This is a genomic window from Pedobacter nototheniae (genome assembly GCF_004335085.1).
In the GTDB taxonomy this organism is placed as follows: Bacteria; Bacteroidota; Bacteroidia; order Sphingobacteriales; family Sphingobacteriaceae; genus Pedobacter; species Pedobacter nototheniae.
This window is the reverse complement of sequence record NZ_RQRS01000021.1, coordinates 15,324-39,759: the sequence shown is the minus strand read 5'-3', so window position 1 is coordinate 39,759 and position 24,436 is coordinate 15,324. Positions and strand designations below refer to the sequence as shown.

Annotated in this window: 26 protein-coding genes; 11 read left to right on the top strand and 15 right to left on the bottom strand. The window is 34.7% G+C overall.

What is annotated here, in order from left to right:
- Window position 1: 1 nt before the first annotated feature.
- From EHC72_RS17100 to EHC72_RS17090, 3 genes are all read left to right on the top strand, one after another.
- Window positions 2-841, top strand: coding sequence for an aminotransferase class IV (locus tag EHC72_RS17100; protein WP_131538932.1), 840 nt, complete (start codon window positions 2-4; stop codon window positions 839-841).
- A gap of 4 nt (window positions 842-845) precedes the next feature.
- Entirely contained in the window at window positions 846-1,670 is an 825-nt protein-coding gene (locus EHC72_RS17095; RefSeq protein ID WP_131538931.1) for a helix-turn-helix domain-containing protein, read from the top strand.
- Window positions 1,671-1,747: 77 nt separating this feature from the next.
- A complete protein-coding gene (locus tag EHC72_RS17090; RefSeq protein ID WP_131538930.1) occupies window positions 1,748-3,073 on the top strand; it encodes an alpha/beta fold hydrolase in 1,326 nt (441 codons plus the stop codon).
- Window positions 3,074-3,117: 44 nt separating this feature from the next.
- Here the strand turns inward: EHC72_RS17090 and EHC72_RS17085 are convergent, their stop codons facing one another.
- Window positions 3,118-3,543, bottom strand: coding sequence for an SRPBCC family protein (locus EHC72_RS17085; RefSeq protein ID WP_131538929.1), 426 nt, complete (start codon window positions 3,541-3,543; stop codon window positions 3,118-3,120).
- Between the two features lie 23 nt (window positions 3,544-3,566).
- Window positions 3,567-4,475 carry a methionyl-tRNA formyltransferase gene (fmt, locus tag EHC72_RS17080; RefSeq protein WP_131538928.1) on the bottom strand — a complete coding sequence of 303 codons (909 nt, stop codon included), beginning with the start codon at window positions 4,473-4,475 and terminating at the stop codon, window positions 3,567-3,569.
- A gap of 100 nt (window positions 4,476-4,575) precedes the next feature.
- Here fmt and EHC72_RS17075 point away from each other — a divergent pair, with 100 nt between their 5' ends.
- Together EHC72_RS17075 and EHC72_RS17070 are read left to right on the top strand one after the other, a co-directional pair.
- Window positions 4,576-5,613 carry a DNA topoisomerase IB gene (locus EHC72_RS17075; protein WP_131538927.1) on the top strand — a complete coding sequence of 346 codons (1,038 nt, stop codon included), beginning with the start codon at window positions 4,576-4,578 and terminating at the stop codon, window positions 5,611-5,613.
- A 32-nt stretch (window positions 5,614-5,645) separates the two neighbouring features.
- Window positions 5,646-7,499, top strand: coding sequence for a PAS domain-containing sensor histidine kinase (locus tag EHC72_RS17070; protein WP_131538926.1), 1,854 nt, complete (start codon window positions 5,646-5,648; stop codon window positions 7,497-7,499).
- 27 nt (window positions 7,500-7,526) lie between these two features.
- On the opposite strand, the gene EHC72_RS17065 is transcribed toward EHC72_RS17070, so the two are convergent.
- Both EHC72_RS17065 and EHC72_RS17060 read right to left on the bottom strand, forming a co-directional pair.
- The gene (locus EHC72_RS17065) at window positions 7,527-7,739 is read right to left on the bottom strand and encodes a hypothetical protein (protein WP_131538925.1); all 213 of its coding nucleotides are present in this window, start codon (window positions 7,737-7,739) and stop codon (window positions 7,527-7,529) included.
- An 83-nt stretch (window positions 7,740-7,822) separates the two neighbouring features.
- On the bottom strand, window positions 7,823-9,115 hold the full coding sequence (locus EHC72_RS17060; RefSeq protein ID WP_246029452.1) for an exo-beta-N-acetylmuramidase NamZ family protein: 1,293 nt from the start codon (window positions 9,113-9,115) through the stop codon (window positions 7,823-7,825).
- Window positions 9,116-9,241: 126 nt separating this feature from the next.
- On the opposite strand from EHC72_RS17060, the gene EHC72_RS17055 reads away from it, so the two are divergent.
- On the top strand, window positions 9,242-10,462 hold the full coding sequence (locus EHC72_RS17055) for an ABC transporter permease (RefSeq protein ID WP_131538924.1): 1,221 nt from the start codon (window positions 9,242-9,244) through the stop codon (window positions 10,460-10,462).
- 174 nt (window positions 10,463-10,636) lie between these two features.
- Here EHC72_RS17055 and EHC72_RS17050 read toward each other — a convergent pair whose 3' ends face one another.
- The 3 genes from EHC72_RS17050 to mazG all read right to left on the bottom strand — a co-directional run bounded on the left by EHC72_RS17050 (window position 10,637) and on the right by mazG (window position 12,773).
- Window positions 10,637-11,077 (bottom strand): hypothetical protein, encoded by a 441-nt coding sequence (locus EHC72_RS17050; protein ID WP_131538923.1) that lies wholly within the window; start codon window positions 11,075-11,077, stop codon window positions 10,637-10,639.
- 88 nt (window positions 11,078-11,165) lie between these two features.
- Window positions 11,166-11,966 carry a tRNA pseudouridine(38-40) synthase TruA gene (gene truA, locus EHC72_RS17045; protein ID WP_131538922.1) on the bottom strand — a complete coding sequence of 267 codons (801 nt, stop codon included), beginning with the start codon at window positions 11,964-11,966 and terminating at the stop codon, window positions 11,166-11,168.
- Window positions 11,967-12,773, bottom strand: a complete 807-nt coding sequence (gene mazG, locus EHC72_RS17040) for a nucleoside triphosphate pyrophosphohydrolase (RefSeq protein WP_131538921.1) — start codon at window positions 12,771-12,773, stop codon at window positions 11,967-11,969.
- Window positions 12,774-12,956: 183 nt separating this feature from the next.
- Between mazG and EHC72_RS17035 the strand changes: the two genes are divergently transcribed.
- The gene (locus tag EHC72_RS17035; protein ID WP_131538920.1) at window positions 12,957-13,163 is read left to right on the top strand and encodes a hypothetical protein; all 207 of its coding nucleotides are present in this window, start codon (window positions 12,957-12,959) and stop codon (window positions 13,161-13,163) included.
- Here the strand turns inward: EHC72_RS17035 and EHC72_RS17030 are convergent.
- The 4 genes from EHC72_RS17030 to mnmD all read right to left on the bottom strand — a co-directional run bounded on the left by EHC72_RS17030 (window position 13,156) and on the right by mnmD (window position 16,362).
- On the bottom strand, window positions 13,156-13,452 hold the full coding sequence (locus EHC72_RS17030; protein ID WP_131538919.1) for a hypothetical protein: 297 nt from the start codon (window positions 13,450-13,452) through the stop codon (window positions 13,156-13,158). The two genes, EHC72_RS17035 and EHC72_RS17030, sit on opposite strands and share 8 nt — an antisense overlap.
- Window positions 13,453-14,565, bottom strand: a complete 1,113-nt coding sequence (locus tag EHC72_RS17025; RefSeq protein WP_131538918.1) for an AI-2E family transporter — start codon at window positions 14,563-14,565, stop codon at window positions 13,453-13,455. It abuts the gene before it with no gap.
- 78 nt (window positions 14,566-14,643) lie between these two features.
- Window positions 14,644-15,591, bottom strand: coding sequence for an aldo/keto reductase (locus tag EHC72_RS17020; protein WP_131538917.1), 948 nt, complete (start codon window positions 15,589-15,591; stop codon window positions 14,644-14,646).
- 108 nt (window positions 15,592-15,699) lie between these two features.
- Window positions 15,700-16,362, bottom strand: coding sequence for a tRNA (5-methylaminomethyl-2-thiouridine)(34)-methyltransferase MnmD (gene mnmD, locus EHC72_RS17015; RefSeq protein ID WP_131538916.1), 663 nt, complete (start codon window positions 16,360-16,362; stop codon window positions 15,700-15,702).
- A gap of 114 nt (window positions 16,363-16,476) precedes the next feature.
- On the opposite strand from mnmD, the gene EHC72_RS17010 reads away from it, so the two are divergent.
- Window positions 16,477-16,815, top strand: coding sequence for an MmcQ/YjbR family DNA-binding protein (locus EHC72_RS17010; RefSeq protein WP_131538915.1), 339 nt, complete (start codon window positions 16,477-16,479; stop codon window positions 16,813-16,815).
- Window position 16,816: 1 nt separating this feature from the next.
- Here EHC72_RS17010 and EHC72_RS17005 read toward each other — a convergent pair whose 3' ends face one another.
- The 4 genes from EHC72_RS17005 to EHC72_RS16990 all read right to left on the bottom strand — a co-directional run bounded on the left by EHC72_RS17005 (window position 16,817) and on the right by EHC72_RS16990 (window position 20,714).
- On the bottom strand, window positions 16,817-17,293 hold the full coding sequence (locus EHC72_RS17005; protein ID WP_131538914.1) for a DinB family protein: 477 nt from the start codon (window positions 17,291-17,293) through the stop codon (window positions 16,817-16,819).
- A complete protein-coding gene (locus EHC72_RS17000) occupies window positions 17,274-17,756 on the bottom strand; it encodes a tetratricopeptide repeat protein (RefSeq protein ID WP_131538913.1) in 483 nt (160 codons plus the stop codon). The genes EHC72_RS17005 and EHC72_RS17000 overlap by 20 nt, the downstream gene beginning before the upstream one ends.
- A complete protein-coding gene (locus tag EHC72_RS16995; RefSeq protein WP_170311736.1) occupies window positions 17,746-18,534 on the bottom strand; it encodes a DUF2625 domain-containing protein in 789 nt (262 codons plus the stop codon). The genes EHC72_RS17000 and EHC72_RS16995 overlap by 11 nt, the downstream gene beginning before the upstream one ends.
- 143 nt (window positions 18,535-18,677) lie before the next feature.
- A complete protein-coding gene (locus tag EHC72_RS16990; protein WP_131538912.1) occupies window positions 18,678-20,714 on the bottom strand; it encodes a M13 family metallopeptidase in 2,037 nt (678 codons plus the stop codon).
- A 292-nt stretch (window positions 20,715-21,006) separates the two neighbouring features.
- Here EHC72_RS16990 and EHC72_RS16985 point away from each other — a divergent pair, with 292 nt between their 5' ends.
- From EHC72_RS16985 to EHC72_RS16975, 3 genes are read left to right on the top strand one after another with little or no spacing between them, the layout of a single operon-like run.
- Window positions 21,007-23,004 (top strand): heavy metal translocating P-type ATPase, encoded by a 1,998-nt coding sequence (locus EHC72_RS16985; protein ID WP_131538911.1) that lies wholly within the window; start codon window positions 21,007-21,009, stop codon window positions 23,002-23,004.
- Between the two features lie 28 nt (window positions 23,005-23,032).
- Window positions 23,033-23,662 carry a Uma2 family endonuclease gene (locus EHC72_RS16980; protein WP_246029451.1) on the top strand — a complete coding sequence of 210 codons (630 nt, stop codon included), beginning with the start codon at window positions 23,033-23,035 and terminating at the stop codon, window positions 23,660-23,662.
- A gap of 3 nt (window positions 23,663-23,665) precedes the next feature.
- Window positions 23,666-24,295 (top strand): Uma2 family endonuclease, encoded by a 630-nt coding sequence (locus tag EHC72_RS16975; RefSeq protein ID WP_131538910.1) that lies wholly within the window; start codon window positions 23,666-23,668, stop codon window positions 24,293-24,295.
- Window positions 24,296-24,436 lie beyond the last annotated feature (141 nt).

The window sequence follows — 24,436 nt, the reverse complement described above, 5'->3', positions numbered from 1 at the left end:
TATGCCCCAAGAGTACCTTTTATTTAATGATGAATACCACACGGTAGATACTCCTGTGATTACAGCATCCAACAGAGGATTTAAATTTGGCGATGGTCTTTTTGAGAGCATGCGCATGATTAATAATAAACTTCAATTTGCTGATTTGCATGCTGATAGGCTTATTGCTGGAATGAAAGCCTTAAAAATGGATGGCCATGCTTTAATGGATGATTACTTTTTACGACAAAAAACAAGTGATCTCTCTAAAAAGAATAAATGGAATGGAAATGTCCGTTTTCGAATGTCTGTTTATCGCGCTGGCGCTGGCGTTTATACTCCAGAAGTAAATAAAGCTGGTTATGTTTTAGAAGGTATTCCCTTAAAAAGCAATTTATACGATATTAATACCAAAGGGTTGATAATAGATGTGTTTGATGAAATGACGAAACCCGTTAATAAATTATCAAACTTTAAAACATCTAATGCCTTGTTGTATGTTATGGCAGGTATTTATAAAACCAATAATCGCCTGGATGAAGCGATGATTTTAAATCAGCATGGCTTTTTGTGCGAAAGCATTAGTGCAAATGTTTTTGTGGTTTACAACAAGCAAATTTATACCCCTGCCTTAACCGAAGGTTGCGTTGGCGGTGTAATGCGTACTGCTGTAATGCAAATAGCAAAAATGAATAATATTCCACTTATCGAGGCACAAATTAATCCGGAGATTTTAAAAGAAGCCGAAGAGGTTTTTATTACAAACGCTACACAAGGTATTCAGTGGGTTATGGGCTACGGTAGAAAACGCTATTTTAACGAATTTTCAAAGTTTCTTGTCGAAAAATTGAATAGTTTTTAATGCAGTGCAGGTTCAGTTTTATCAAACCAGAAGCGAATTATTAAAACCTTTTTTAGATGGTTATTATTTTCTGCTAAAAGAAAAAGAAGAGGACGATGTAGAGTACCTCACGTTTCCTAATAACTTTATTAATCTATCAGTTTATAGAAATACGCTGGTAGAATTAAAAAATAATCAGGTTGTAATAGCGCAAAATAAAGAAATTGAGTTTTCTTCTATACTGGTAGGTAACTATACAATGCCTATAAAAGCAATACATTGTGGTGCAATAACCGAAATTACTTTTCATTTTAAGCCATTGGGGTTAAATGCTTTTCTTCCGCAAATAATCCCTTTTAGCAACGATCTTTTAAATCATTTTAATCCATATGAAGATTATAAAACCAATATGATTTCCATTTTAAATGAAGAAAATACTCAGCAAAAAATTAATAAAATTGAAAAATATTGGCTCTCAAAGCTTAACGGCTTTAAACATGTGTTGGTAGAAAGCTTATTGGACGATTTACAAACAGATCAGGAAAAAAGTATTGCGTCGCTTGCCCTTAAGTATGCTACTAGCAGACAAAATATCAACAAATTATTTAATAAGTATTTAGGGAAAAGCCCTGCCGACTTTCGTAAAATTCACCGATTTAGAGAAACATTAAACAATAGAATAGATTCTTTAAAAAGGGAAGAAAACCTGACTTCATTAAGTTATGAATCTCTTTTTTACGATCAATCTCATATGGTTAAAGAGTTTAAGTTGCTTACCGGATTAACTCCTAAAAAGTTTTTCGAAAACGTTAAGCTACAAAAAGGAGCCGGAAACTGGCTTTTTATGTAGTTGTTTACATTTTTACAATTTTAGCGTTTGTGTTAATACTAGTTTTGCTTTGTAAGTAATTATTTAAGTAAAACTACATGAGAATTTTTCTTTCTATATTTTTTCTTCTTTGTACCATTTTAGGCAAAGCACAACAACAGGCTACACTAAACGATTTGGCTTTGGTAAAAATAATTCCTGTTAAAAAATATGCTGGATTAGAATATCAAATTACTGCCGAAGCAAAAACAATTGTAAATAATGAACAGGGTAAAGCAGGATTTTCGGTACTGCAGGTTGGTAAAAGCAAGTGGGATTTTATTGAAGATACACGCAAAATTGCGGCAGGTTTAACCAATAATAAAGGCTGGCAAAAAACCATCATTACAGGGATTATTGCGACGCAGGCAAGTAATTTTTGGTTGTATCTTCATATTTATGGTAATGGTGATTTCTACTTCGACAATATCAAGATGATGGTTAAAAGCCATGAAGGCAACTGGATAGAAGTTCCAATAGAAAATGGTGATTTTGAATTGTCTTCATATAAAAACCCTGTTGATGGCTTGAGCAATACCGAAACCCTTAAAAACAAAAAGGATGTTAAAGTAAACTTACATCTTGATGCAGACCCGAATTATAAAAACAGTCTTCATATCCATTCTGAAAATGCTAAACCTGATGAAAGAATTATTTATGGGTACAATAAAAAAGCGGGTAATTTTATAAAGGTTAGCAATGGCATACGTATTTATTATGAAACTTATGGCAGTGGCGAACCGCTTTTATTGCTGCATGGTAATGGCGGATCAATAAACAGTTTTTGGCAGCAAATTCCCGTATTATCAAAAAAATATAAGGTTATTGCTATTGATACCAGGGGACAAGGGAACAGCAAGGATTTAATTACAGAAAATTTTTCTTACGACTTATTTGCTGATGATTTGAAAACCGTTTTAGATTCTCTGCACTTAAAAAATGTCAATATTGTTGGATGGAGTGATGGTGGCAATACCAGTCTTATTTTAGCCAGTAAATATCCAGATTACGTAAAAACGTTAATTACAATGGGGGCAAACCTTAACCCATCAGCTAGCGCCTTATCAAAAAAGATAATTAGTACAACTGAGCACGATATTAAACGTATAAAGGAAGAAAATAAGGCTAGTAATTTAGTTACTCTTCGCCTACTTGAAATGTTATTAAAAGAGCCAAATATTAATCCCGAAACTTTAAATGCTATAAAAGCAAGAACCTTAATAATGGCAGGAGAAAAAGATTTAATTCTCGAAAACCACACCCGTTTAATTGCAAACAGCATTCCTAATGCGAAATTAATTTTACTTAAAAAGCAAACGCATTTTGTAGTTACAGAAAATCCTGAGCTTTTTAATAAAACAGTATTAAGCTTTTTAGAAGAGTAATTTACTGTACCACAAATTTTATGATACAGTAAATAATTAGGGAATTATTTTTCTAAATAATCCTTTAAGCTTGTTCTTACAATCTGGTTCCAGCCGGCTTCAAAGCTTTTGCGGGCAAAATTAGGATCATCCTTAGGAAAAGTTTCGGTACCAACATGCGTAAGCTTTACACGTGTACCATCTGCAGTTTCAAAAAGTTCCCACGTTACAACCGAATTTCCTTCATAATTATCATATACCCAGGTATGAGATAATTTTTTATCTTCTTCAACCTCCGTTACCTTACATAAATGAAGGTATTGCTTATCTTCAGCACCACCCAGAAAGTCAAATTTAAAACCCACCTGAGGTTTAAAATCATTCAATTCAAAGTACCAGCTTTTCATTTCGTTTTTATCAGTTAAGGCTTTCCAAACCTCACTTGGCTTAACATTAACCACCTGTTCTACTATAATTGGGTCTGTTTTCATAGGTATTTATTTAGCGTGATTGATTATAATCTCATTCCTCTCAAAAAATCTTCTATAAGCATTCTTTTTTTGCCCTCGTATTGTATATCTATAAGTTTTATGAAACCATTTTTGGTTGCAAATTTCAAGTAAGTTTTACCATCCGTTAAAAAGCTTCCAGCAGAAATTCCAGGTTCTTTATCCTCAAGTTCAGCTTTAAAAATTTTTAAGGTTTTATCATTAAGTAAAGTAAAAGCAGTAGGGTAAGGACTTAATCCTCTTATTAAGTTGTAAACAGATTGTACATTATTGTTCCAATCTATTTTACAATCGTCCTTAAAAATTTTCGGTGCATGCTTTAAATCTATACTTTGTGGTTGCGGTTGTTCTGTAAAGTTATTTTCTTCGATTGCTTTAACCGTTTTAACTAATAATTTGGCGCCAACAATCATTAATTTATCATGCAGCTCTCCAGCAGTTTCGTCATCGGCAATCGCAATGCTATCGCTCATAATTACATCTCCAGTATCAATTTCGTGTTTTAAAAAGAACGTAGTTACACCACTTTCCTTTTCGCCATTAATAATTACATGGTTTATTGGGGCAGCACCGCGGTATTGTGGTAATAATGATCCGTGTAAATTTACGGTTCCCTTTGGTGGCATATTCCAAACAACCTCAGGCAACATTCTAAAAGCCACAACAATTTGTAAATCGGCATTAAAACTTTTAAGCTCTGTTAAAAATTCAGGGTTTTTAAGTTTTTCGGGTTGCAATACCGGAATTCCCTTTTCAACTGCATACTTTTTAACAGCACTTTCATTTAATTTTTGTCCACGGCCAGCAGGTTTATCAGGTGCTGTAACCACAGCAACCACATTAAAATTGGCTTGTACGAGCGCATCTAAAGAAGCAACGGCAAAGTCGGGCGTACCCATAAAAACTATTTTCATCAGAATATGTTGTGTTTCTAACTATTTATAAAACTTAACGTGTGTATCATCATTAAGTTTTGCAAAATAACTAAAAAATAAATCATACTTATAGGTTAAAATGGTACAAGGTAAAGATGTTGTTAAGGCGAGTGGATTGGTTTATGTTACTGATTCCATGCCAGGAATTTATCGTAAAGGCAAACCAGGGAAGTTTTTTTATGAAGATAAAGATGGTCATAAAATTACCGATGAAAAGCATCTAGGCAGAATAAAGGCACTTGTAATTCCGCCTGCATGGCAAAATGTATGGATTGCCAATAAGCCAAATGCTTATTTACAGGTAACTGGGATTGATGCCGCAGGAAGGAAACAATATAAGTACCATCAAAAATGGACGAGCAGAAGATCTGATCATAAATATTACCGTTTGTATGAGTTTGGTAGGGCCTTGCCAGAAGCGCGAAAGCGTTTAGCAAAAGATTTAAGGCGTAAAGATTTTGATGAACGAAAGGTGTTGGCAATTTGTGTTGATGTGCTTCAAAAAACCCTTATCAGAGTGGGCAACGAAAGTTATAAACAGCTTTATGGATCTTTTGGATTAACAACCCTTAGAGATAAGCACGTTAAAATAAATGGTAGTAAAATTAGCATGGATTTTGTTGGCAAAAAGGGTGTACTACAAAAGGTAGAACTTAATGATAGAAATTTAGCCAAACTGGTAAAAAAATGCCGCGATATACCCGGACAGGAACTATTCCAATTTTATTCTAATGGAAAAGAGCATAAAAGTGTTGATTCTGGAAAGATAAATAACTACATTAAAGAAATTACTGGTGATGATTTTACCGCTAAAGATTTTAGAACCTGGGGTGGTACGTTGGAAGCTTTAAGGCAATTTGCAAATTGCAGTGTAGATGAAACCATTAACTCAAAAAAAGTAATGATTAATGTTTTGGATTGTGTAGCCAAAAAACTTGGCAACACCCGTGCCGTTTGCAAAAGTTCTTATGTATACCCAATTTTGCTTACAGCCTTTGAAAACAATGAGCTTAAAAAGTATATGAATAAAATGAGTAAAGGCAAAACGATAAGTAAAACAGGTTTAGAACACGATGAAAAAGTGTTATTGTCTTTTTTAAAATCAACTAGTAAATAAAAGAAATTATATTTGCGATCTCGAACTCTTTTATGCAGCTTGACCTTAACAATGATTCAGATTTATTTACTCTTTTAATAGAGGAATCGGCTATGCCTATTGCCCTTTATACCGGAGAAAATATGGTGATAAAGGTGGCGAATAAAGCTATTTTAAAAGCTTGGCAAAGAGATGCATCAGTAATAGGAATGGAGCTTGCCAAAGCACTACCTGAGTTGGAGGGCCAGCCCTTTATGGATATTTTAACGCAAGTTTATACTTCTGGTATTGCTTATGAAGCCAAAGAAGATAAAGTGCAGCTGATTAATGACGGCATTTTAAAAACATTTTATTACGATTTTATCTATAAACCTTTAAGAGACGCTAATGGTAACGTTTGTGCTATTTTAAATAATGCAACAGATGTAACCGAGTTGGTTAACGCCAGGCTAAAGATTAAAAGAAATGAAGTTCTTTTTAGAAGAATAATTCGTAATGCACCCGTAGCCATTGGCATTTTAAGAGGCGAAGATTTTATTATTGAAGAAGCCAATAAGGATTTACTTACTTTATGGGGTAAACCAAAAGAAGTTATCGGTTTAAAGCTTATGGAAGGGTTGCCAGAACTAATTGGGCAACCATTTTTAGAGTTATTAAAGAAAGTTTATACCGAAGGAATTTCTCATTATGGAAACGAAACATTGGCCGTAATAAAGCGTGATGGGGTATTACAACATTGCTACTTTAATTTTGTTTACGATCCAATACGGGATGAGGATAACCACATCAATGGTATCATGGTGGTGGCAAATGAAGTAACTAATCAAGTAAAAATAAGAGATAAAATTGCTGAAAGCGAAGAGCGCTTTAAAAACCTGTTACTAGAAAATCCAATGCCTATGGCTTTATACGAAACCGAGGATATTGTAATTAGACTGGCAAATGCTGAGATGCTTAAAATGTGGGATAAAGATGTAAGTGTTATTGGTAAACCTATGATTGAGGCAATTCCTGAACTTGCAGGACAGCCCTTTATTCCAATTTTGCAAGAAGTTTACCGCACCGGAATCCCTTACCACAGCGACCAGCAGGAAGCCATGCTCATTATAAATGGAGAGCCTAAAAAAGGGTGGTATAACTTTACCTATAAACCCTTAAAAAACGTAAACGGAGAAACCTATGCCATTGTACATGGCGCTACCGATGTAACTAAGCTTGTGCAACTGCAAAAACAAAAAGATGAGTTTTTAGGCGTTGCCAGTCACGAATTAAAAACACCAGTAACCAGTATTAAAGCTTATACACAGGTTTTAGAAAAGCTGATTAGAAGTGAAGGTGATGAAAAGAAAGCCAACATGGTTAAAAAAATGGATCTACAGTTAAACAGGTTAACTGGTTTAATTGCAGATTTGCTTGATGTAACCAAAATTCAATCTGGTAAAATGGTATTTAATCCTGCCAAATTTGATTTTGATTTGGCTGTAGCAGAAGTAGTAGAAGAAATTCAGCACACTACAAGCAAGCATCATATTAATACCGATTTACAAAGTAATGTACTATTATACTCTGATAGAGAAAGGATAGGGCAGGTAATTACCAATTTCCTATCAAATGCCATTAAGTATTCTACAGATTCGCAGCATATTGATGTTAAAAGTTACCAAGAAAACAATGAAGTAATTTTGAGCGTTCAAGATTATGGTATTGGTATTTCTCCAAATATGCTCCACCTGGTTTTCGATCAGTTTTATAGAGTTGGTGGCCACCTTTTACATACCTACCCAGGTTTAGGCTTAGGTCTTTATATCTCATCAGAAATTATTAAAAGTGAAGGCGGTCGCATTTGGGTAGAAAGTACCGAAGGTAAAGGCTCTACCTTTTATTTCGCTTTAAAAGTTAATTGCTAATTCTGAAATACCAACAACAAAAAGGCTTTACTGCTTTTTTGGTGCTTTTTTAATAGGATGCACAGGTTGTTCGCTCTCCTCACGTTCTTTAGCAAGGTTCGTATCATCATCCTCTTTTATATTATGCTTTTTTTCTCGCTCGTTTTTAACCGTTTTATGGTCAACAGGCTCACGCCCTTTCGGCACTTCCTGTTCGTAGTTGCTTCCGGGTTTTTTGCTTTTTTCTTTTGGTCCGCTCATGTCTAATTAATTTATGCGTAAATGGCAGAACCAGTAAAGGTGTGTTATCGCTGTAAGCCATTTACGCACTTTATAATTCTACACTAGTTATACAACAAATATTTCTTACGCATTGTTTTATATGCGCTTAAACCTTGTTCCCAGCTTGCTCTTATTTCCTTTTCAGATTTGCCATCGATAATCTGTTGTCTAAAATCAGCAACACCTACCAAGCGCTCTATCGTACCCATTTCCTTGCTCAGTTTGGAGTTAAAGAAATCTGCTTTATTTGGTGAGTTTTTATAAAGCTCAATAATCCATTGCAATTGTATCGTTTTGCTCTTTCTAACCTTTTCAATATCTACCGTCCTTAAATCTAAGCCATAACAAACCTGATCCTGAAATAATGGAGTTTCTGCCATACCCTTAATGCTTTTAGGGGTAAAACTGAAACTGTACTTGCCTTTTAAAGCTGGTGCGCCAACAATGGTGAAAGGAAACATAGTACCACGACCATGATTTAAATAAGTACCCTCAAATAAACAAGTAGTAGGATAAAGCATTATTGCTTGTTGCGTATTTAAATTTGGCGATGGTTTAACAGGTAAAGTATACTCCATATCGTGATTATAATTTGCAACCTTAATAATATTGATCTTACACTTAACCTTATCCTTTAGCCAGCCCTCTCCATTTAGCATTTGTGCATATTCTCCAACCGTTAAACCATGTGCTATTGGAATAGGCTGAATGCCTATACCCGATTTAAATTTAGGATCTAAAATAGGGCCATCAATTAAATAACCATTCGGGTTTGGTCTATCCAAAATTAAAACCTCTTTATTATTTACTGCGCAAGCTTCCATAACATGTTGCAGTGTATTAATATAGGTATAAAACCGAACGCCAACATCTTGTATATCAAATACCATAATGTCTATATCAGCTAAATCTGCTGCTGTTGGCGTACTGTGTTTGCCATACAAAGAAATTGCTTTAATACCAGTTTTGGCATCAACGGCGTCATCAACGCTAATACCTGCACTGGCATTTCCTCTAAAACCATGCTCAGGACCAAAAATCTTCTCAATTTTAACCCCCCTTTTAAGTAAACTATCCACAACGGTTTGGTTACCAATTACGGATGTTGGGTTAACTACCATGCCCACACGTTTACCTTTTAAAAGTGGTAAGTATTTTTCTGTTTGTTCAGCACCTGTTTGTATTGATCCTGCTTTTGCACTGTTTCTATCCCGATCTATTAAAGCGGTGCTTTTTCTTGGATTTAAATCTTCGCCCAAAGGTTTAGGCTGTCCGCAGGCAGAAATGCAAATAAAGCTTGATAGTGCAATGCTGATGTAAGTTCTCATATTAATTTGGTTCAGAAAATTGTTCATTTAATAATTTAAGTGCCGAGGCACCAAACGATAGAATAATTTTGTTGTTTAACTTATGCTTTTTCTAAATAAATGCCTTTATTTAAAAGGAATTGAGCATTTTTGCTAAGTTACAAATTTATCAAATTGAATTTCGAATATTTTATAGCCGGGCGAATAGCCATTAAATCAGAGCGGACTTTTTCTAAGCTAATTGTTCGCATAGCGATAACAGGTGTAATGCTGAGTTTAGCTGTGATGATTCTTTCTATTGCGATTATTAAAGGCTTTAAAACTGAAATTCAGGATAAAGTACGTGGCTACCTCGGCGATGTACAAATTACACGTTATGATTTAAATAATTCTTTTGAGCATTCGCCATTTGTTTTAGATGCTGCAACCAAAAGAAGGCTTGATAAAAACCCTGCAATTAATTATTACTATCCTTTTGCCACCAAACCGGCAATTTTATCAGCCAATAGCGAAATAGAAGGAATTAATTTTAAAGGTGTAAATAAAAGCTATAATTGGGATTATATTAAAAAACACCTGATTAGTGGTACAATAATTAATTTTGCCGATAGTGCTAAGGCCATGCAGCAGTTACTGATTTCTAACTATACGGCAAACCGCCTAAAGCTTAAAACAGGCGATGATTTTATTATGTATTTTGTTCAAAACCAATTAAGGCCACGCAAGTTTAAAATTGTTGGTATTTATGATATTGGGGTAGAAGATATAGATAAGGGCTTTGTATTAGGCGATTTAAATATTGTTAAGCGTTTAAACAACTGGAAATCTAATGAAATAGGGGGGATTGAAATTAAGATTAAAAATTTTAATGAGTTAAAGCCAGTTGCTGATCGTATTTATGATAGTTTACCAACTACACTTAGATCTTTTTCTATAACAGAAAATTTCCCTAATATATTTATTTGGCTAGGCCTTTTAGATGTAAATACCAGAGTTTTACTTATTTTAATGCTTATTGTTGGGGTAATTAATATGGTTACTGCCTTATTAATTATGATTTTAGAGCGCACCAATATGATTGGTATGTTAAAAGCGTTTGGAGCTAATAATTTCAGTATCATGAAAATATTCTTGTACAATGCTGCGTATCTAATTGGTATTGGCTTAGTATTGGGTAATATACTTGGCTTAGGTTTAGGCTTTTTACAGCAAGCTACACACATTTTTAAACTCAACCAAGCTTCTTATTTCTTAGCTTATGCACCAATAGAGTTTCATTTTATGGATATACTTTTATTAAATGTGGTTACAATTGTAGTGTGTTTAACTGTACTTATTATCCCCTCATTATTAATTAGTAAAGTATCACCCTTAAAAGCCATTAGGTTTAAATAAATTAAGCTGCAACTTGTTAAACGCTTTTTGGTGGAGTTTGAATAAAAAAAACGAACCGGGGCGTATCACAATAAAAAGGAAAGAATAATAATCACCTTACAAATTCCAAACTTACTGTCACCCCGGTTCGTCTTTTTAAGCAAAAGAAATTAACCGATATTATTTATAATGTGGTTAATACTCAGTATTGCTAACTCTTTTTAAACGGTACTTATAATCTGTTAAAATAAAATTTATTCCTCCAGCATTGGTTTGTACCCATCTTGTTAAAATTAAGCTATCTCCTTTTACCTCATAATCGAAATTGCCCTTTAAAATCAATCCCCAATCAAAATCAGCTGTCCAGGGGTGTGTATCTGTAAATAAAAAAGAATCGGTATTAAAAGTATAGGTGCCTGAGCCTCCTGCAGGTTTTTTATTAGGCTGCCCAATAGAAGTATAATTAGTAGGACCAAATATTACCTGAGCTGGTGCAACTTCGGTTTTACCTGCTACAGTATAATTAAAAGTACCTACGTATTTGCCTGTAATAAAAGGTTGTTTAACTGTTTTATCCTTTTTACAACCCAATAAAATGCACAACGTAATTAATGGTAAGTATAATTTTGTTTTCATGCTGTGTGCGGTAGGGTTAGTTTTTGATTAACCACTACAATCTTAAAAACGATGAAAAGGCATGAAACGCTACAGCATTATTAAAAAATTAAACAGAAAGCCATTCAATGCCTTGCATTGCAGTTAAAAATTCTGTTCTGGGGGCAAGGTTTAAATATGGGTAGGTAACTTTAGATAAGTATAAGCCCGTTGGGTGGGCAGGTTCTAAAAGTTTTGGTGTTTGTAAAGAGATAAGCAAACTTTCAAACTCATCAACACTTAAATTGCCTTTGCCAACCTTCAAAATTTTACCCATTAAAATGCGAATCATTTTACTTAAAAAACGATTGCTTGCAATGTGAAAACGAATTCTATCTCCTTTAGTATTAACAAATAAATCGGCCTCCATAACATTACAAATTGTATGCTCATACTTATTGGGCTGGGTACAAAAGGCACGGTAATCTTTATATTGAGGCAACAAATTTACGGCTGCCTTCATTTGTTTTAAATCTAAATTTTCTTCTAAATAAAAGGAACTCTGGTTGCTTAAAAAAGGATCTTTATAGGTATGGATAAAATAATCATATTGCCTTTGTACAGCATCAAAACGGGCGTGTGGTAATCCTTCCATTTTAATTATATTAAAAATGGCAATGTTTTGAGGTAGTGCTTTATTTAATCGGTAAAGGAGATCAAAATCAAAATGCTGTTCAATATCTGCATGGAAAAAGAATTGACTTGCATGTACATGTGCATCTGTTCTGCCACAGCCAATAATTGGAATAATACTTTTAAAAATCTGTTGAAGGGCTTTTTCTAAAACATCCTGTACACTTAAAATCCCAGGTTGCTTTTGCCAGCCGTTGTAATGTTGCCCTTGGTAGGCAATATGAAAAAAATACCTCATTTATAATTTCTTCGCCTCATTCCAATAAATATCCATTTCGGCCAAAGTCATATCCGCTAAAGCTTTTCCATTCTCTTTGGCTTTATTTTCTAAATACTGAAAGCGCTTAATAAATTTTTTATTGGTTTTTTCGAGTGCATTTTCAGGGTTGATGTTAATAAAACGTGCATAATTTATTAAGGAAAAAAGTACATCGCCAAACTCGGCCTCAGCCTTTTCTATATCAATTGCAGTACCATCGGCTACATTAAATTCGGTCTTAAATTCTTGCAATTCTTCTTCAACCTTTTCCCAAACCTGAGTTTTATCTTCCCAGTCGAAACCAACACCTCGAGCTTTTTCTTGTATTCTTGATGCCTTAACCAATGCAGGCAAGGATGCTGGTACACCTGCCAAAACAGATTTATTGCCTTCTTTTAATTTAATCTGCTCCCAGTTGCGTTTAACATCTTCCTCATTCTGTACCTCTACATCTCCATATATATGTGGATGGCGATTTACCAATTTATCACATACACCATTTAATACATCGGTAATATTAAAGTCGTTGTTCTCTGATGCTATTCTCGAATAAAAAACCAAATGCATCATTACATCGCCTAATTCCTTCTTGATTTCATCAATATCGCCCTCCAAAATAGCGTCAGATAGTTCGTAAGTTTCCTCTATAGTAAGGTGACGAAGCGTTTCCATCGTTTGCTTTTTATCCCAAGGACACTGTGTACGCAAGGTATCTAATACGGTAAGCAAACGTAAAAATGCATCAGCAGGATTACTGGCAATGGCTGGAATTGGATTGTTAGGCATTGTAAAATTCTTTAAGTTGCTAAATTACCAAAACATAGTGCAGCTACCAAAATAAATGATTTAAGCGAAATGGTTTGGTAGTGTAAGTAGCATCAAATGTTATTTTTGACCATATAAGATATATAAGAACATTTAAGGCGATTGTAATTTAATCCTTTTGGCGATGCAACATATGCTTTGAAGATGTCGATATATGCTTTTAGCGATAGAACATATGCTTTGAGGTTGTCGATATATGCTTTTAGCGATGCAACATATGCTTTGAGGATGTCGGTATATGCTTTTGGCGATGCAACATATGCTTTGAAGATGTCGATATATGCTTTTAGCGATGCAACATATGCTTTGACGATGTCGATATATGCTTTTAGCGGTAAGGCTATTATTTAATGATATTAAAGGCAATTAAAATTGTTGCGACGAATAATACCACAAGGCCGGAGAGAAAAACAATGTCAGCAATTTTCTCCAGCTTTTTACTGGCAAGTCTTTCTCTACGCATGGAAATGAAGGAAAGGATACAGCTCGTCATAAAGATAACGACAGCTAAAACCGCAAATTCATCAATTAAAGAACCATCAGTAAGGTTTAATTTCTTTAGTGATGTTAGCACTATAAAGCATATACCTAATAAATTGGCAGAGGTACTTAATATGTGTGGCGATCTATTTTCGGCCATTTATTCTTTTTCTTCGAGTTTTATTTTCTTAGTAATCTGGTAGACTTTCCTTTTCTTTAAAGGTTTAACACCTTCACCCATTAAATGCCCCCACGGCTGCAATTCTTCCACTCTATCGAAAATAATTTTTAGCATTGCTAAATAAGGAATACATAAAAACATACCCGAAATACCCCATATCATTTCGCCTACAACAATGCCTATAAAAGCAATTAATGCATTAATTTTTACTTTAGAGCCTACTACAAGTGGCATAAGGATGTTTCCATCTATAGCGTGTACCCCAACAAAGGCAATTAAAACTAACAAAACTTTAGTAGCACCAGCTGTAGCAAACGTAATTAAACAGCTTACCAATAAGGCTGAGAAAATACCCAGATAGGGCACCACATTAAAAATGCCTGCCACTAAGCCCAATAGTACAGCATACTTTACGCCCAGAATAGATAAAACAGTAATCATTAAAACGGTAACAATAAGCATTTGAAGAAATAAACCGATAATGTATTTCTTGATAATACTTTGAATTTGCCCTACAATTTCTGTTACTTTTTCTCTATGTTCTTCTTTAAAAACCGATGTTAAAAAGGTGAATAATATGTGGCGATAGTTTAAAAGAAAGAAGGTGAATAATAGCGTAAAGCCTAAAAATAAAAATGTTGATGATAAGGTAGCTAGGGTTGCAGCAACCACAGTAGCACTTGTTGCCAGTGCTTTTTCTGCGCTATCATTTAAATAAGAAATTTGTTTTTCGGTATTTACATGAAAGGTGGAGGAAATCCAGTGTTGTAACTCGTGGAAAGAAACATTTGCCTTTTCTTTTAATAAGGGCCAATCTTGCCATAAATCTGTAAGTTGGTTGCCAAAGAAAAATATGATGCCACCAATAACGGCAATCATTAATATAACAGAGAAAATAGTGGATAAGCTGCGTTTAAATCTAAATCTCTTTTCCATAAAGGTGGCTGCTGGTAAAAGCAATAACGCCATTAAAAATGAAAATAATAGAGGTGCAAGCAACGATTGCCCCAGTATTGCGATGTAAGTTATGCTGATAAGGCAAAATAATACAAGGGCCAATTTAGGAAGAAATGATAGTCCGGTAGTTTTCATAGATTTTTTAATGTCCCGTTATATACAAAATGCCCGACTAATTGTTTTAATCAGGCATTTAAATATATAATATTTTTTCTAATAGATGCTTGCTTTATTTAATAATGAAATATCAGTGGGACTGAGTTTTAGGTTGGCTGCATCGGTAAAAGATTTTAGTTGACTTAAATCTGTAACGCTGGCAATTGGTGCCGTAATTGATGGGTGGTAAATTAACCTGGCCAGGGCAACTGCCGCAGGTTGAGTGTTATGTGTTTCAGCAACTTGATCTAAAGCCTTTAAAATATTAAATCCACGTTCGTTAAGGTATTTTTTAATGCCACCACCACGTTGGCTTTTATTTAAGTCGTCTTCGCTGCGGTATTTCCCTGTTAAAAAACCACTAGCTAAAGAGTAATAGGTAACAACACCTAAGCCGTGTTCGAGGCAAATCTTTTCATGGTCACGTTCAAAATCTTCTCTATCAAATAAGTTGTAACCTGGTTGGTAAACTTGATATTGTGGTAAACTATGCTGATTAGAAAACAGTAAAGATTCTTTTAATCGATCAGCAGAGAAGTTTGAAGCGCCAATCCACCTAACTTTTCCTGCCTTAATTAAAGCATCATAAGCACTTAATGTTTCTTCAACGGGTGTGGTTTCATCATCAAAATGAGAAAAATAAAGATCGATGTAATCAGTTTTTAAACGACTTAAAGAATGCTCTACCTCATTAATAATGTAATCTTTTTTAAGTGATTTTCCATTCCCCATATCAGAGCCAACTTTGGTGGCTATAATTACGTCATGGCGTTTATTTTGCTTACTAAGCCAATTACCAATAATTTTTTCTGATTCGCCACCCTCATTACCAGGTACCCAACGAGAGTATACATCGGCAGTATCTATAAAGTTGAAACCCTCACCAATAAAATGGTCTAATATTTCAAATGATTTTTGTTCATTAACTGTCCAGCCAAAAACATTTCCTCCAAAAACTATTGGTGCTATATTTAAATCAGACTTTCCTAAAATTCGTTTTTCCATAATATTTAATTCCTAATGATACATTAACAAATCAAATTGTTAGGAGTTTTAAGCGGGCGTATAAAAAGTGTCAATTTATAATAACCAGAGCAAAAAGGAGTAGGAAGATTAATTTTTTAAGGCTCTCAGCATTTCTCTTTTACCGGGCGCACCAGGAAGTTTTTCTATTGTAAAACCACAAGCCTTTACCGCTCTTTTAAGTTTTCCTGTTATGGCGTAGGTAACAAATGTACCACCGGGTTTTAAGAAACCACAAGCTTTGGCAATAATTTCATCCGTCCACATTTCTGGTTGATGCTGAACAGAAAACGCATCGTAATAAATTATATCAAATTTTTTATCTGTTGTAAAATCGGCAAGGGTTGTATGAGGGATTTCCAGGTTGCACAGCGGCGATAAACTTTGAGAAGCTACTAAGGTATTATCATAGTGCGTAATAAAATTATTCCATATTTCTGTATTCACATAAGCAGCGTAACCTGTTTGGTTTATCACATCAATAGTTAATGGAAAGGCTTCTATGCTGGTATAATCTAATTTTAAATTATGTACAGTACAATATTCGAAACTTAAAATAAAGTTTAATCCGGTTCCAAAACCAACTTCTAAAATAGAGATTTCAGATTTTTCATTACTAGCAAACTTTAATCCTGCATCAATAAAAACATGTTTACTTTCTTGTAAAGCGCCGTGTTTACTATGGTAATGTTCGCCAATGGTTTCGTTGTATAAAGTGTTAGATCCATCGGCGGTTGGTGTTAAAATATTCATGGTTCAAAAATAAGTTTTTGAATGCGATTAAACGGATTTTTTATGATTACGTAAATATTTTGGATATTTGGAATGCTGAAATGATTTCGGCATAATGGATACAACTCAACTAAAATGGATATAGAAACTTTTAGAGAATATTGTTTAAGCTTGCCGGGTACAACTGAAGGGATGAAATGGGAGCACTTATGCTTTATGATTGAAGAGAAAATATTTGTTATAATAGCGATAGAAGAGGGAAGTCGTTTTTCTATAAAGTGTAATCCTGATGATTTTGATATATTAACAGCTCGTTATGGTATTAAGCAGGCTTTTCATATGGCAAAGCGCCAATGGATACAGATAGAAAACTTAGAAGTGCTGCCTGATCCTGAATTAAAGAGTAGAGTTGCAGATTCGAGGGCTTTGGTATTGGCCAAGCTGCCAAAAAAGACGCAGGCAAAATATAACTAGCTTACACCAGTTTTTTCAAAGCCATAATGTAACCCAAATGCATCCCTTCATGAAAGGGAACAAAGTTAATGGCATCTTCTATTGAGGTTAGTTTCATTCCATAACGCTTATCCCAGGGCTCAAATTGTTTAAAAATACCGTTTGAATAGTCTTCATCAAGCCTATCCATACTCCTTAAAAGCACCTCGTAAATGGAATCTATTTCTGCTGAATTAAAGAGTTTTTCAGGTTTGGTTCCACTTAAAAAGGGTTCAAAATATTGGTTATCAATGGTAATATTTAGTCCCGATCTTACGTAACACATATTTTGTTGTGCAGCTGTAAGGTGTGCAATATTCCAAATGATGTTGTTGTTAAAACCATTGGGCACCTTATTTAATTGCTCTACGGATAAATCCTTAACCAATTCGAGAATGTATTTACGGGTATTCTTTATCTGTAGTATAGTAGGGTGCATTTTATTTCTGTTTTGTGGCATTCAACATGTTTAGCCCGGCAATTGCCAACCCATTGTTAGAGTTTAAAGCCATAGCTTTTTCGTAATAGATAATGGCGTTTTCTCCATCGCCAATTTGGCTATAGGCGAAAGCAATATTGCAAAGATCCATTTCTTTATAAGATAGTTTAGAAGAACTAAAAAGCGTTATAAATCTGTATTTATCTATCCAGCTGTGTTGTTCAAGCGAGGCAATACTTTTTTCAAAGTAAGGGATAGATTGTAAAAATTGACGTTGTTTAATGAGTACTATTCCTTTGCGGTGATTGCTGGCAATTGTTTTGCGAAGAATAAAAGCCAACATTGCATAGGCAACAGCAGCAGATATTAAAGGTTCTACAAATGCTAAATACTGAAAGGTATAATACAGCAAAAAGATAATTACAAATTGGATAATCAATGCAGACCATGCAATTTGACTTGTTACAGGTACTTTATTGCTCATTTTTTTGCTCGTCTTTCTTATCTGTTTTTGGTGTTTCTTGTAGCTCCTTTTGTTTTATGATATTAAATTTATAAAGGTCTTCTGTAGCTACTAATTTTCGGCTGCACTTTTCAATGTCTGTTCCTTCTTTTTCCCACAAATAAGGGCGAAAACTATAAGATTTATTTCCATCTAAATTAGCTATAAACTGATTCCATGTTGACCATCTCAATCCTTTATAAAATTTATTGAGGTCGCTATCAAAACAGAATAAAATAAATTCGCCATAACCAGCGCCCAATGGTTCCCAGTTTAAGCTGTTTGGTGCCAAATAATAAACATTTTTAATATCAGTACCTAAAGCGCCATAATTAATAGCGAAGAAACCGCCAGCGGCGTCATCTGCAACTAAAAGGTAGCCAGGTTTATCGCCGTATTCGGTAATGGTTTTGCCTTTATTCCACTCAGGTAAAGTGCGGTTTAATTTGGCGCTACCCGAGCCAAGAATCCTTATCCAACCGTTATCAATCATAATACCACCTGTATTATAAACAACGGCGCCCAGGGTAGAATAGGTAGAAATTTGTGCATTGTAAAGTGCATCCTTTGCTTTGGCAGAATCAACTTCAAGTACTTCAATCTTGTTCTTGGCAGAATCTATCCATTTTTGAACAAGCGGCCAGGCAGGGTCGGTTTTGTTAACCAATTCATCCAAGCTTTGCATTTTATTTTGGGCAATGCTGGCTATAGAAATCATGGAAAGACAAAAAATAGAAAACACTTTAAATGCTTTTATCATGGGGTAAATTTTATTTTATCAAATATAGAATGATAAATCAGATCGTAATGAAAAAAGGGATAAAAAAACGCCCTGAAAACTCAGGGCGTTGTAATATAGGTTTGATATTCCTCTTCGGGATGAATTATTTTAGGGAAATAAGATTACCACATTCTAATTCTATCTTCAGGTTTTTTGTACAATTTATCACCAGGTTTAACATCAAATGCTTCATACCATGCATCCATATTTACAGGGGCACCAATGGTACGGAATTCTCCTGGAGAATGTGGATCAGTTTTAATTAACTGTGCAGCACTTTCTGGTAAAATATTACCTCTCCAAACCTGCGCCCAAGCTAAAAAGAAACGTTGATCTGGAGTAAAACCGTCGATTTTTTCATTGCTTTGGCCTTCTTTAGTCATTTTAAACGCAGTATAAGCAGCGTTTAATCCACCTAAATCTCCAATGTTTTCGCCCATTGTTAATTTACCAATTACGTGTACGGTATCTAAAACAGTGTAAGCATCAAATTGCTCGCCGAGGGCTTTTGTTTTCGCTTCAAATTTTGCTTTATCCTCCGGTGTCCACCAGTTTTTTAAATTACCAGCTGCATCATATTGGCTTCCGCTATCATCAAAACCATGGCTCATTTCATGACCAATTACGGCACCAATACCACCATAGTTTACGGCATCATCAGCATTTGGATCGAAGAATGGGAATTGTAAAATTCCGGCAGGGAAAACAATTTCATTTAAAGTAGGGCTGTAATATGCGTTAACCGTTGGAGGTGTCATGCCGAATTTTTTACGATCTACTGGTTTGCCCAATTGATTTACCATTTCGTTGTATCCCCAAACACTGGCATTTTTTAGGTTTTGGAAATAAGTTCCTTTATTAATTACCAATCCATCGTAGTTTTTCCATTTTTCTGGATAGCCCACTTTAGGTGTAAAAGCGTGTAATTTTGCTAAAGCTTTTTGTTTAGTTTCAGCACTCATCCACTCTAAACCATTAATTCTGATTTCAAATGCTTTACGCAAATTCACAATCATCTGGTTCATGCGTTCCTTAGCCTCTGGTTTAAAATATTTAGCAACATAAAGCTGTCCTAATAATTCGCCAATAGTACCATCAGTTAAAGATGACATGCGCTGCCAACGTGGAGTTTGAACTTTTTGTCCGGTTTGTGCCTGGTTAAAAGCAAAACTCGCTTTAACAAAAGGAGAACTTAAGCTAGAAGCCGATCCTTTTAAAATATTCCATTCTAAGTAGGTTTTCCAATCCGCAACGGAAACACTTTTAAGCATACCATCTAAACTGGCAAAAAACTTAGGCGAAGAAACTAAAATAGTATCCTGACCATTGATTTTGAATTTAGGTAGATAAGTATTCCAGTTAATATCAGGAGTGGTTTTATTAAATTCGGCAACGGTAAACTTGTTGTAAGTTTTGTAAGGATCACGCATTTCCAATCTGCTCATTTGCGCTTCGGCAAATTGTTTTTCTATATTGAAAACCGTTGTAGCTTTTTGTTGTGCCTCAGCAGGAGTGCTTCCTGTTAAGGTAAATAATGTAACCATGTACGTATTGTAAGCCTCACGGATTTTTACGCTACGTGCATCATCTTTTAAATAATAATCACGATCTGGTAGGGTAGTGCCGCCCTGACCAAGATTAACCATGTATTTATTTACATTTTTACGATCTTGCCCAACGCCTAAACCAAACATGCCGCCAGCCAAACCATTGGTACGCATATACGCAACATGATCTAAAATGCCTTTAATGTCTTTTAGTTGTTTAACTTTTTCAAGTTCAGGTTTAATAGGAGAGTAGCCTAACTTTTCAATGGTTAAGCTATCCATAGCTGCACTGTAAAAATCGCCTACACGTTTTTTAACAGATCCAGCAGGCGCTGATTTGTCGGCTGCGGCATCTTCTACAAGGCTTTTTACTGCGTTGATATTGAAATCACGAAGTTCGTTGAAACTTCCCCAGCGGGTTTCTTTTGCTGGCACAGGATTATTTTTTATCCAGGTACCACTTGCATATCTGTAAAAATCATCTCCGGGTTTAACAGAAAGATCCATGTTGGCAGGATCAATAAATTTTTTTGGTACTTGTGCATTTGCAGAAAAACTGGCCGCAATAATACCCAATGATGCAAAGTATCGTTTTAAATGTTGATATTTCATTCGCTATTAAAAGTTAGTTATAACAGCGAAAATTAGGAAATACTAAATGATATATAATTAATATAATAGAAATATTACTTATTGAACCAGTAGTATATTTTAGCTAAACCGAGGCGTCTAATAAATTCAGCTGGCGAAAATATGGTTTTAATAGATTTCATGATTTTTAAATCTTTATACACTATTAACATTTTTTAACACTATTTATTGTGCAACTGTAATAATTTTTCTTATTAAGAATGATTCATAATAGCAATTTTATTTTGACTAATTTTGAATATTATAAGAAGAAATGAACGATTCAGAAACCCTACATAAAGATGATGGCTGCTGCAGTAATAAAGCAAAACCAGCCCATCAACACAATCACAGCCACGATCATGCTCACGGCGATGACGATCACGGCCATGACCATAGCCACTCAGAAGATCCATCACAATTTAATACCTATTTGCCTGCAATAGTTACTTTGGTTATGTTGCTTATTGGTATTGCATTTGATAATTTATTTAACATTGAGGCATTTAATCTTGTTCGTCCATACTGGTATATTTTAGCCTATTTACCTGTAGGCTTGCCTGTGCTAAGAGAGGTTTGGGAGACTTTTAAAAACAAAGATTTTTTTACAGAGTTTTCACTAATGTCTATAGCCACCATTGGAGCCTTTTGTATTGGGCAATATCCTGAGGGCGTAACTGTAATGCTTTTTTATACCATTGGTGAGTTGTTTCAAATGGCTGCCGTTAACAAGGCGAAGAAAAATATTAAAGCATTGCTTGATGTTCGACCTGATGCCGCCAGCGTTTTAAGAGATGGGCATTATGAAACCGTAAAACCTGAAACAGTTAAAATAGGAGAAACTATCCAGGTAAAAGCCGGAGAAAAAGTACCATTGGATGGAGAATTATTATCTGATAAAAGTAGTTTCAATACGGCAGCATTAACAGGAGAAAGTAAGCCTAAAACCATAAGTAAAGCCGAAAGCGTATTGGCAGGTATGGTTAATTTAGATAGAGTTATAGAAATTAAGGTTGCCAAATTATTTGAAGAAAGTGCGATTTCAAGAATTTTAGAACTCGTACAAAATGCAACAACACGTAAAGCAAAAACAGAATTGTTTATTCGCAAGTTTGCAAAAGTATATACTCCAATTGTGTTTTTCCTGGCATTGGCTCTTGTTGTTATTCCTATTTTATTTTTGGGTCATGATTATGTTTTTAAAACGTGGTTGTATCGATCGCTGGTTTTCCTGGTTATTTCTTGTCCATGCGCATTGGTTATTTCCATTCCTTTAGGTTATTTTGGTGGTATCGGTGCAGCATCAGCCAATGGAATTTTATTCAAAGGATCTAACTTTCTAGAGTTAATTACCAAGCTCAACACAGTTGTGATGGATAAAACAGGAACATTAACTAAAGGTGTTTTTAAGGTGCAAAAGGTTGAAGCACTTATTGATGAAAGTGATTTTATAAATCTTTTATCTGCTATAGAAGCTAAATCAACCCACCCAATAGCAAAAGCAATTGTTGAATATGCAGGTGGAAAAGAGCTTCACCCTGCCGAAAACATTAAGGAAATTGCTGGCATGGGCTTAAAGGGAAATGTAAATGGTAAGGAGGTTTTAGCTGGAAATGTTAAACTGCTCGAAAATTTTAATGTAAGTTATGATCAAAAGCTAAATGATATTGAAGAAAGCATTGTTGTTGTTGCTATAAACCAACAATATGCTGGCTATGTATTAATTGCTGATGAAATTAAGGAAGATGCTGCAGCAGCAATAAAAAGCTTGCACGCCAATGGCGTTACTCAAGTGGTTATGTTAAGTGGTGATAAAACTTCTATTGTGAAAAAAGTTGCCAACAGTTTAGGGATAGATAAATTTTTTGGTGATTTATTGCCTGAAGATAAGGTTGCCAAACTAGAAGAAATTAAAAAAGATGCATCTAAAGTTGTTGCATTTGTTGGCGATGGTATAAACGATACACCTGTGTTGGCTATTAGTGATATAGGGATTGCCATGGGCGCAATGGGAAGTGATGCAGCCATAGAAACTGCTGATGTAGTAATTCAAACAGATCAGCCATCGAAAATAGCCACTGCTATAAAAATTGGCAAGGCGACTAAAAATGTGGTTCTTCAAAATATAGTATTAGCATTTGCAGTAAAAGCTTTAGTGTTGATTTTAGGCGCTGGTGGCATTGCAACCATGTGGGAAGCTGTTTTTGCCGATGTTGGCGTTGCACTTTTGGCAATATTAAATGCAGTGAGGATACAGAAAATGAAGTTTTAAAATACTATAAAAATTAGTATATTTGGGAGTGAGCAAACCAATTCCATACCCCGAATTAAACGATGAACCTGTAAAAAAGTTCGAGGATATAGATGCGTCTTTAACTTATAGCTATTCTGATTATTTACGATGGCTTTTTGATGATCGTGTAGAACTAATTAAAGGGAAGGTTTTTAAAATGAGCCCGGCACCGTCAAGGGTTCATCAAGAAATTTCTATTAATATATTGAAATCACTATTAAACTTTCTTGTAGATCAGAAATGTAAGGTTTATTGTGCTCCATTTGATGTTCGATTTCCAAAAGAAAGCCCTGCCGATGCTTCAATTTATACCGTTTTACAACCCGATATTTGTGTAATTTGTGATAAAAGTAAACTAGATGATCGTGGGTGTATTGGTGCACCTGAATTAGTTGTCGAAATTTTATCTCCAGGAAATAATAAGAAAGAATTACTTTATAAATATAAAATTTATGAAGAATTTGGCGTTAAAGAATATTGGGTTGTAAGCCAAAGCGATCAAACTATTTTAATTTATACACTAAATGATGGTAGATTTTCTCCATCTAAAATTTTTACCCTCAGCGAAAGCATAACTTCATCAGTTTTGCCTGGTTTTGAATTATTATTAGACGATGCTTTTGCTGATTTAAATTAAGCCATGAATAAGCCAATTCCATATCCAGAATTAGACGATGAACCTATAAAAAAGTTCGAGGATATTGATGCGTCATTAACTTATAGCTATTCTGATTATTTACGATGGCTTTTTGATGATCGTGTAGAACTAATTAAAGGTAAGGTTTTTAAAATGAGCCCGGCACCTTCAAGGATTCATCAAAAGATATCTTTTTCGATTTCACTAGCATTTGGTAAATTCTTAGAAAGTAAAAGCTGCCAGGTTTATTGTGCTCCATTTGATGTTCGCTTTCCAAAAGAAAACCCTGCTGATGCTTCAATTTACACCGTTTTGCAACCCGATATTTGTGTAATTTGTAATAAAAGTAAACTAGATGATCGTGGGTGTATTGGTGCACCTGATTTAGTTGTCGAAATTTTATCTCCAGGAAATAATAAGAAAGAGTTGCTTTATAAATATAAAATTTATGAAGAGTTTGGCGTTAAAGAATATTGGGTTGTAAGCCAAAGCGATCAAACTATTTTAATTTATACACTAAACGATGGTAGATTTTCTCCATCAAAAATTTTTACCCTCAGCGAAAGCATAACTTCATCAGTTTTACCTGGTTTTGAATTATTATTAGATGATGTTTTTGCTGATTTGAATTAGAACTTTTTTTTGTTTTAGAAAATTTCTTAAGTTTTCGGCAGTGCTCTAAGTTTTCTAAACTCGATTGTCGCGGCATCCCGATTTTTTCTGTCGGGATATAGCAGAAAGCGGGACGAACATTAATGGAGCTACTGTCTTTGC

Bases quoted from the DNA above. Each gene is read 5' to 3' on its own strand.
- EHC72_RS17030 (WP_131538919.1), bottom strand. From the start codon at position 13,452: ATGGCCGAAAATAGATCGCCACACATATTAAGTACCTCTGCCAATTTA.
- EHC72_RS17020 (WP_131538917.1), bottom strand. From the start codon at position 15,591: ATGGAAAAACGAATTTTAGGAAAGTCTGATTTAAATATAGCACCAATA.
- EHC72_RS17085 (WP_131538929.1), bottom strand. From the start codon at position 3,543: ATGAAAACAGACCCAATTATAGTAGAACAGGTGGTTAATGTTAAGCCA.
- EHC72_RS17050 (WP_131538923.1), bottom strand. From the start codon at position 11,077: ATGAAAACAAAATTATACTTACCATTAATTACGTTGTGCATTTTATTG.
- mazG (WP_131538921.1), bottom strand. From the start codon at position 12,773: ATGCCTAACAATCCAATTCCAGCCATTGCCAGTAATCCTGCTGATGCA.
- EHC72_RS17010 (WP_131538915.1), top strand. From the start codon at position 16,477: ATGGATATAGAAACTTTTAGAGAATATTGTTTAAGCTTGCCGGGTACA.
- EHC72_RS17065 (WP_131538925.1), bottom strand. From the start codon at position 7,739: ATGAGCGGACCAAAAGAAAAAAGCAAAAAACCCGGAAGCAACTACGAA.
- EHC72_RS17100 (WP_131538932.1), top strand. From the start codon at position 2: ATGCCCCAAGAGTACCTTTTATTTAATGATGAATACCACACGGTAGAT.
- EHC72_RS17025 (WP_131538918.1), bottom strand. From the start codon at position 14,565: ATGAAAACTACCGGACTATCATTTCTTCCTAAATTGGCCCTTGTATTA.
- EHC72_RS16985 (WP_131538911.1), top strand. From the start codon at position 21,007: ATGAACGATTCAGAAACCCTACATAAAGATGATGGCTGCTGCAGTAAT.
- EHC72_RS17000 (WP_131538913.1), bottom strand. From the start codon at position 17,756: ATGAGCAATAAAGTACCTGTAACAAGTCAAATTGCATGGTCTGCATTG.
- truA (WP_131538922.1), bottom strand. From the start codon at position 11,966: ATGAGGTATTTTTTTCATATTGCCTACCAAGGGCAACATTACAACGGC.
- EHC72_RS16990 (WP_131538912.1), bottom strand. From the start codon at position 20,714: ATGAAATATCAACATTTAAAACGATACTTTGCATCATTGGGTATTATT.
- EHC72_RS17070 (WP_131538926.1), top strand. From the start codon at position 5,646: ATGCAGCTTGACCTTAACAATGATTCAGATTTATTTACTCTTTTAATA.
- EHC72_RS16995 (WP_170311736.1), bottom strand. From the start codon at position 18,534: ATGATAAAAGCATTTAAAGTGTTTTCTATTTTTTGTCTTTCCATGATT.
- EHC72_RS17035 (WP_131538920.1), top strand. From the start codon at position 12,957: ATGTCGATATATGCTTTTAGCGATAGAACATATGCTTTGAGGTTGTCG.
- EHC72_RS17060 (WP_246029452.1), bottom strand. From the start codon at position 9,115: ATGAACAATTTTCTGAACCAAATTAATATGAGAACTTACATCAGCATT.
- EHC72_RS17075 (WP_131538927.1), top strand. From the start codon at position 4,576: ATGGTACAAGGTAAAGATGTTGTTAAGGCGAGTGGATTGGTTTATGTT.
- EHC72_RS17005 (WP_131538914.1), bottom strand. From the start codon at position 17,293: ATGCCACAAAACAGAAATAAAATGCACCCTACTATACTACAGATAAAG.
- mnmD (WP_131538916.1), bottom strand. From the start codon at position 16,362: ATGAATATTTTAACACCAACCGCCGATGGATCTAACACTTTATACAAC.
- EHC72_RS17090 (WP_131538930.1), top strand. From the start codon at position 1,748: ATGAGAATTTTTCTTTCTATATTTTTTCTTCTTTGTACCATTTTAGGC.
- fmt (WP_131538928.1), bottom strand. From the start codon at position 4,475: ATGAAAATAGTTTTTATGGGTACGCCCGACTTTGCCGTTGCTTCTTTA.
- EHC72_RS16975 (WP_131538910.1), top strand. From the start codon at position 23,666: ATGAATAAGCCAATTCCATATCCAGAATTAGACGATGAACCTATAAAA.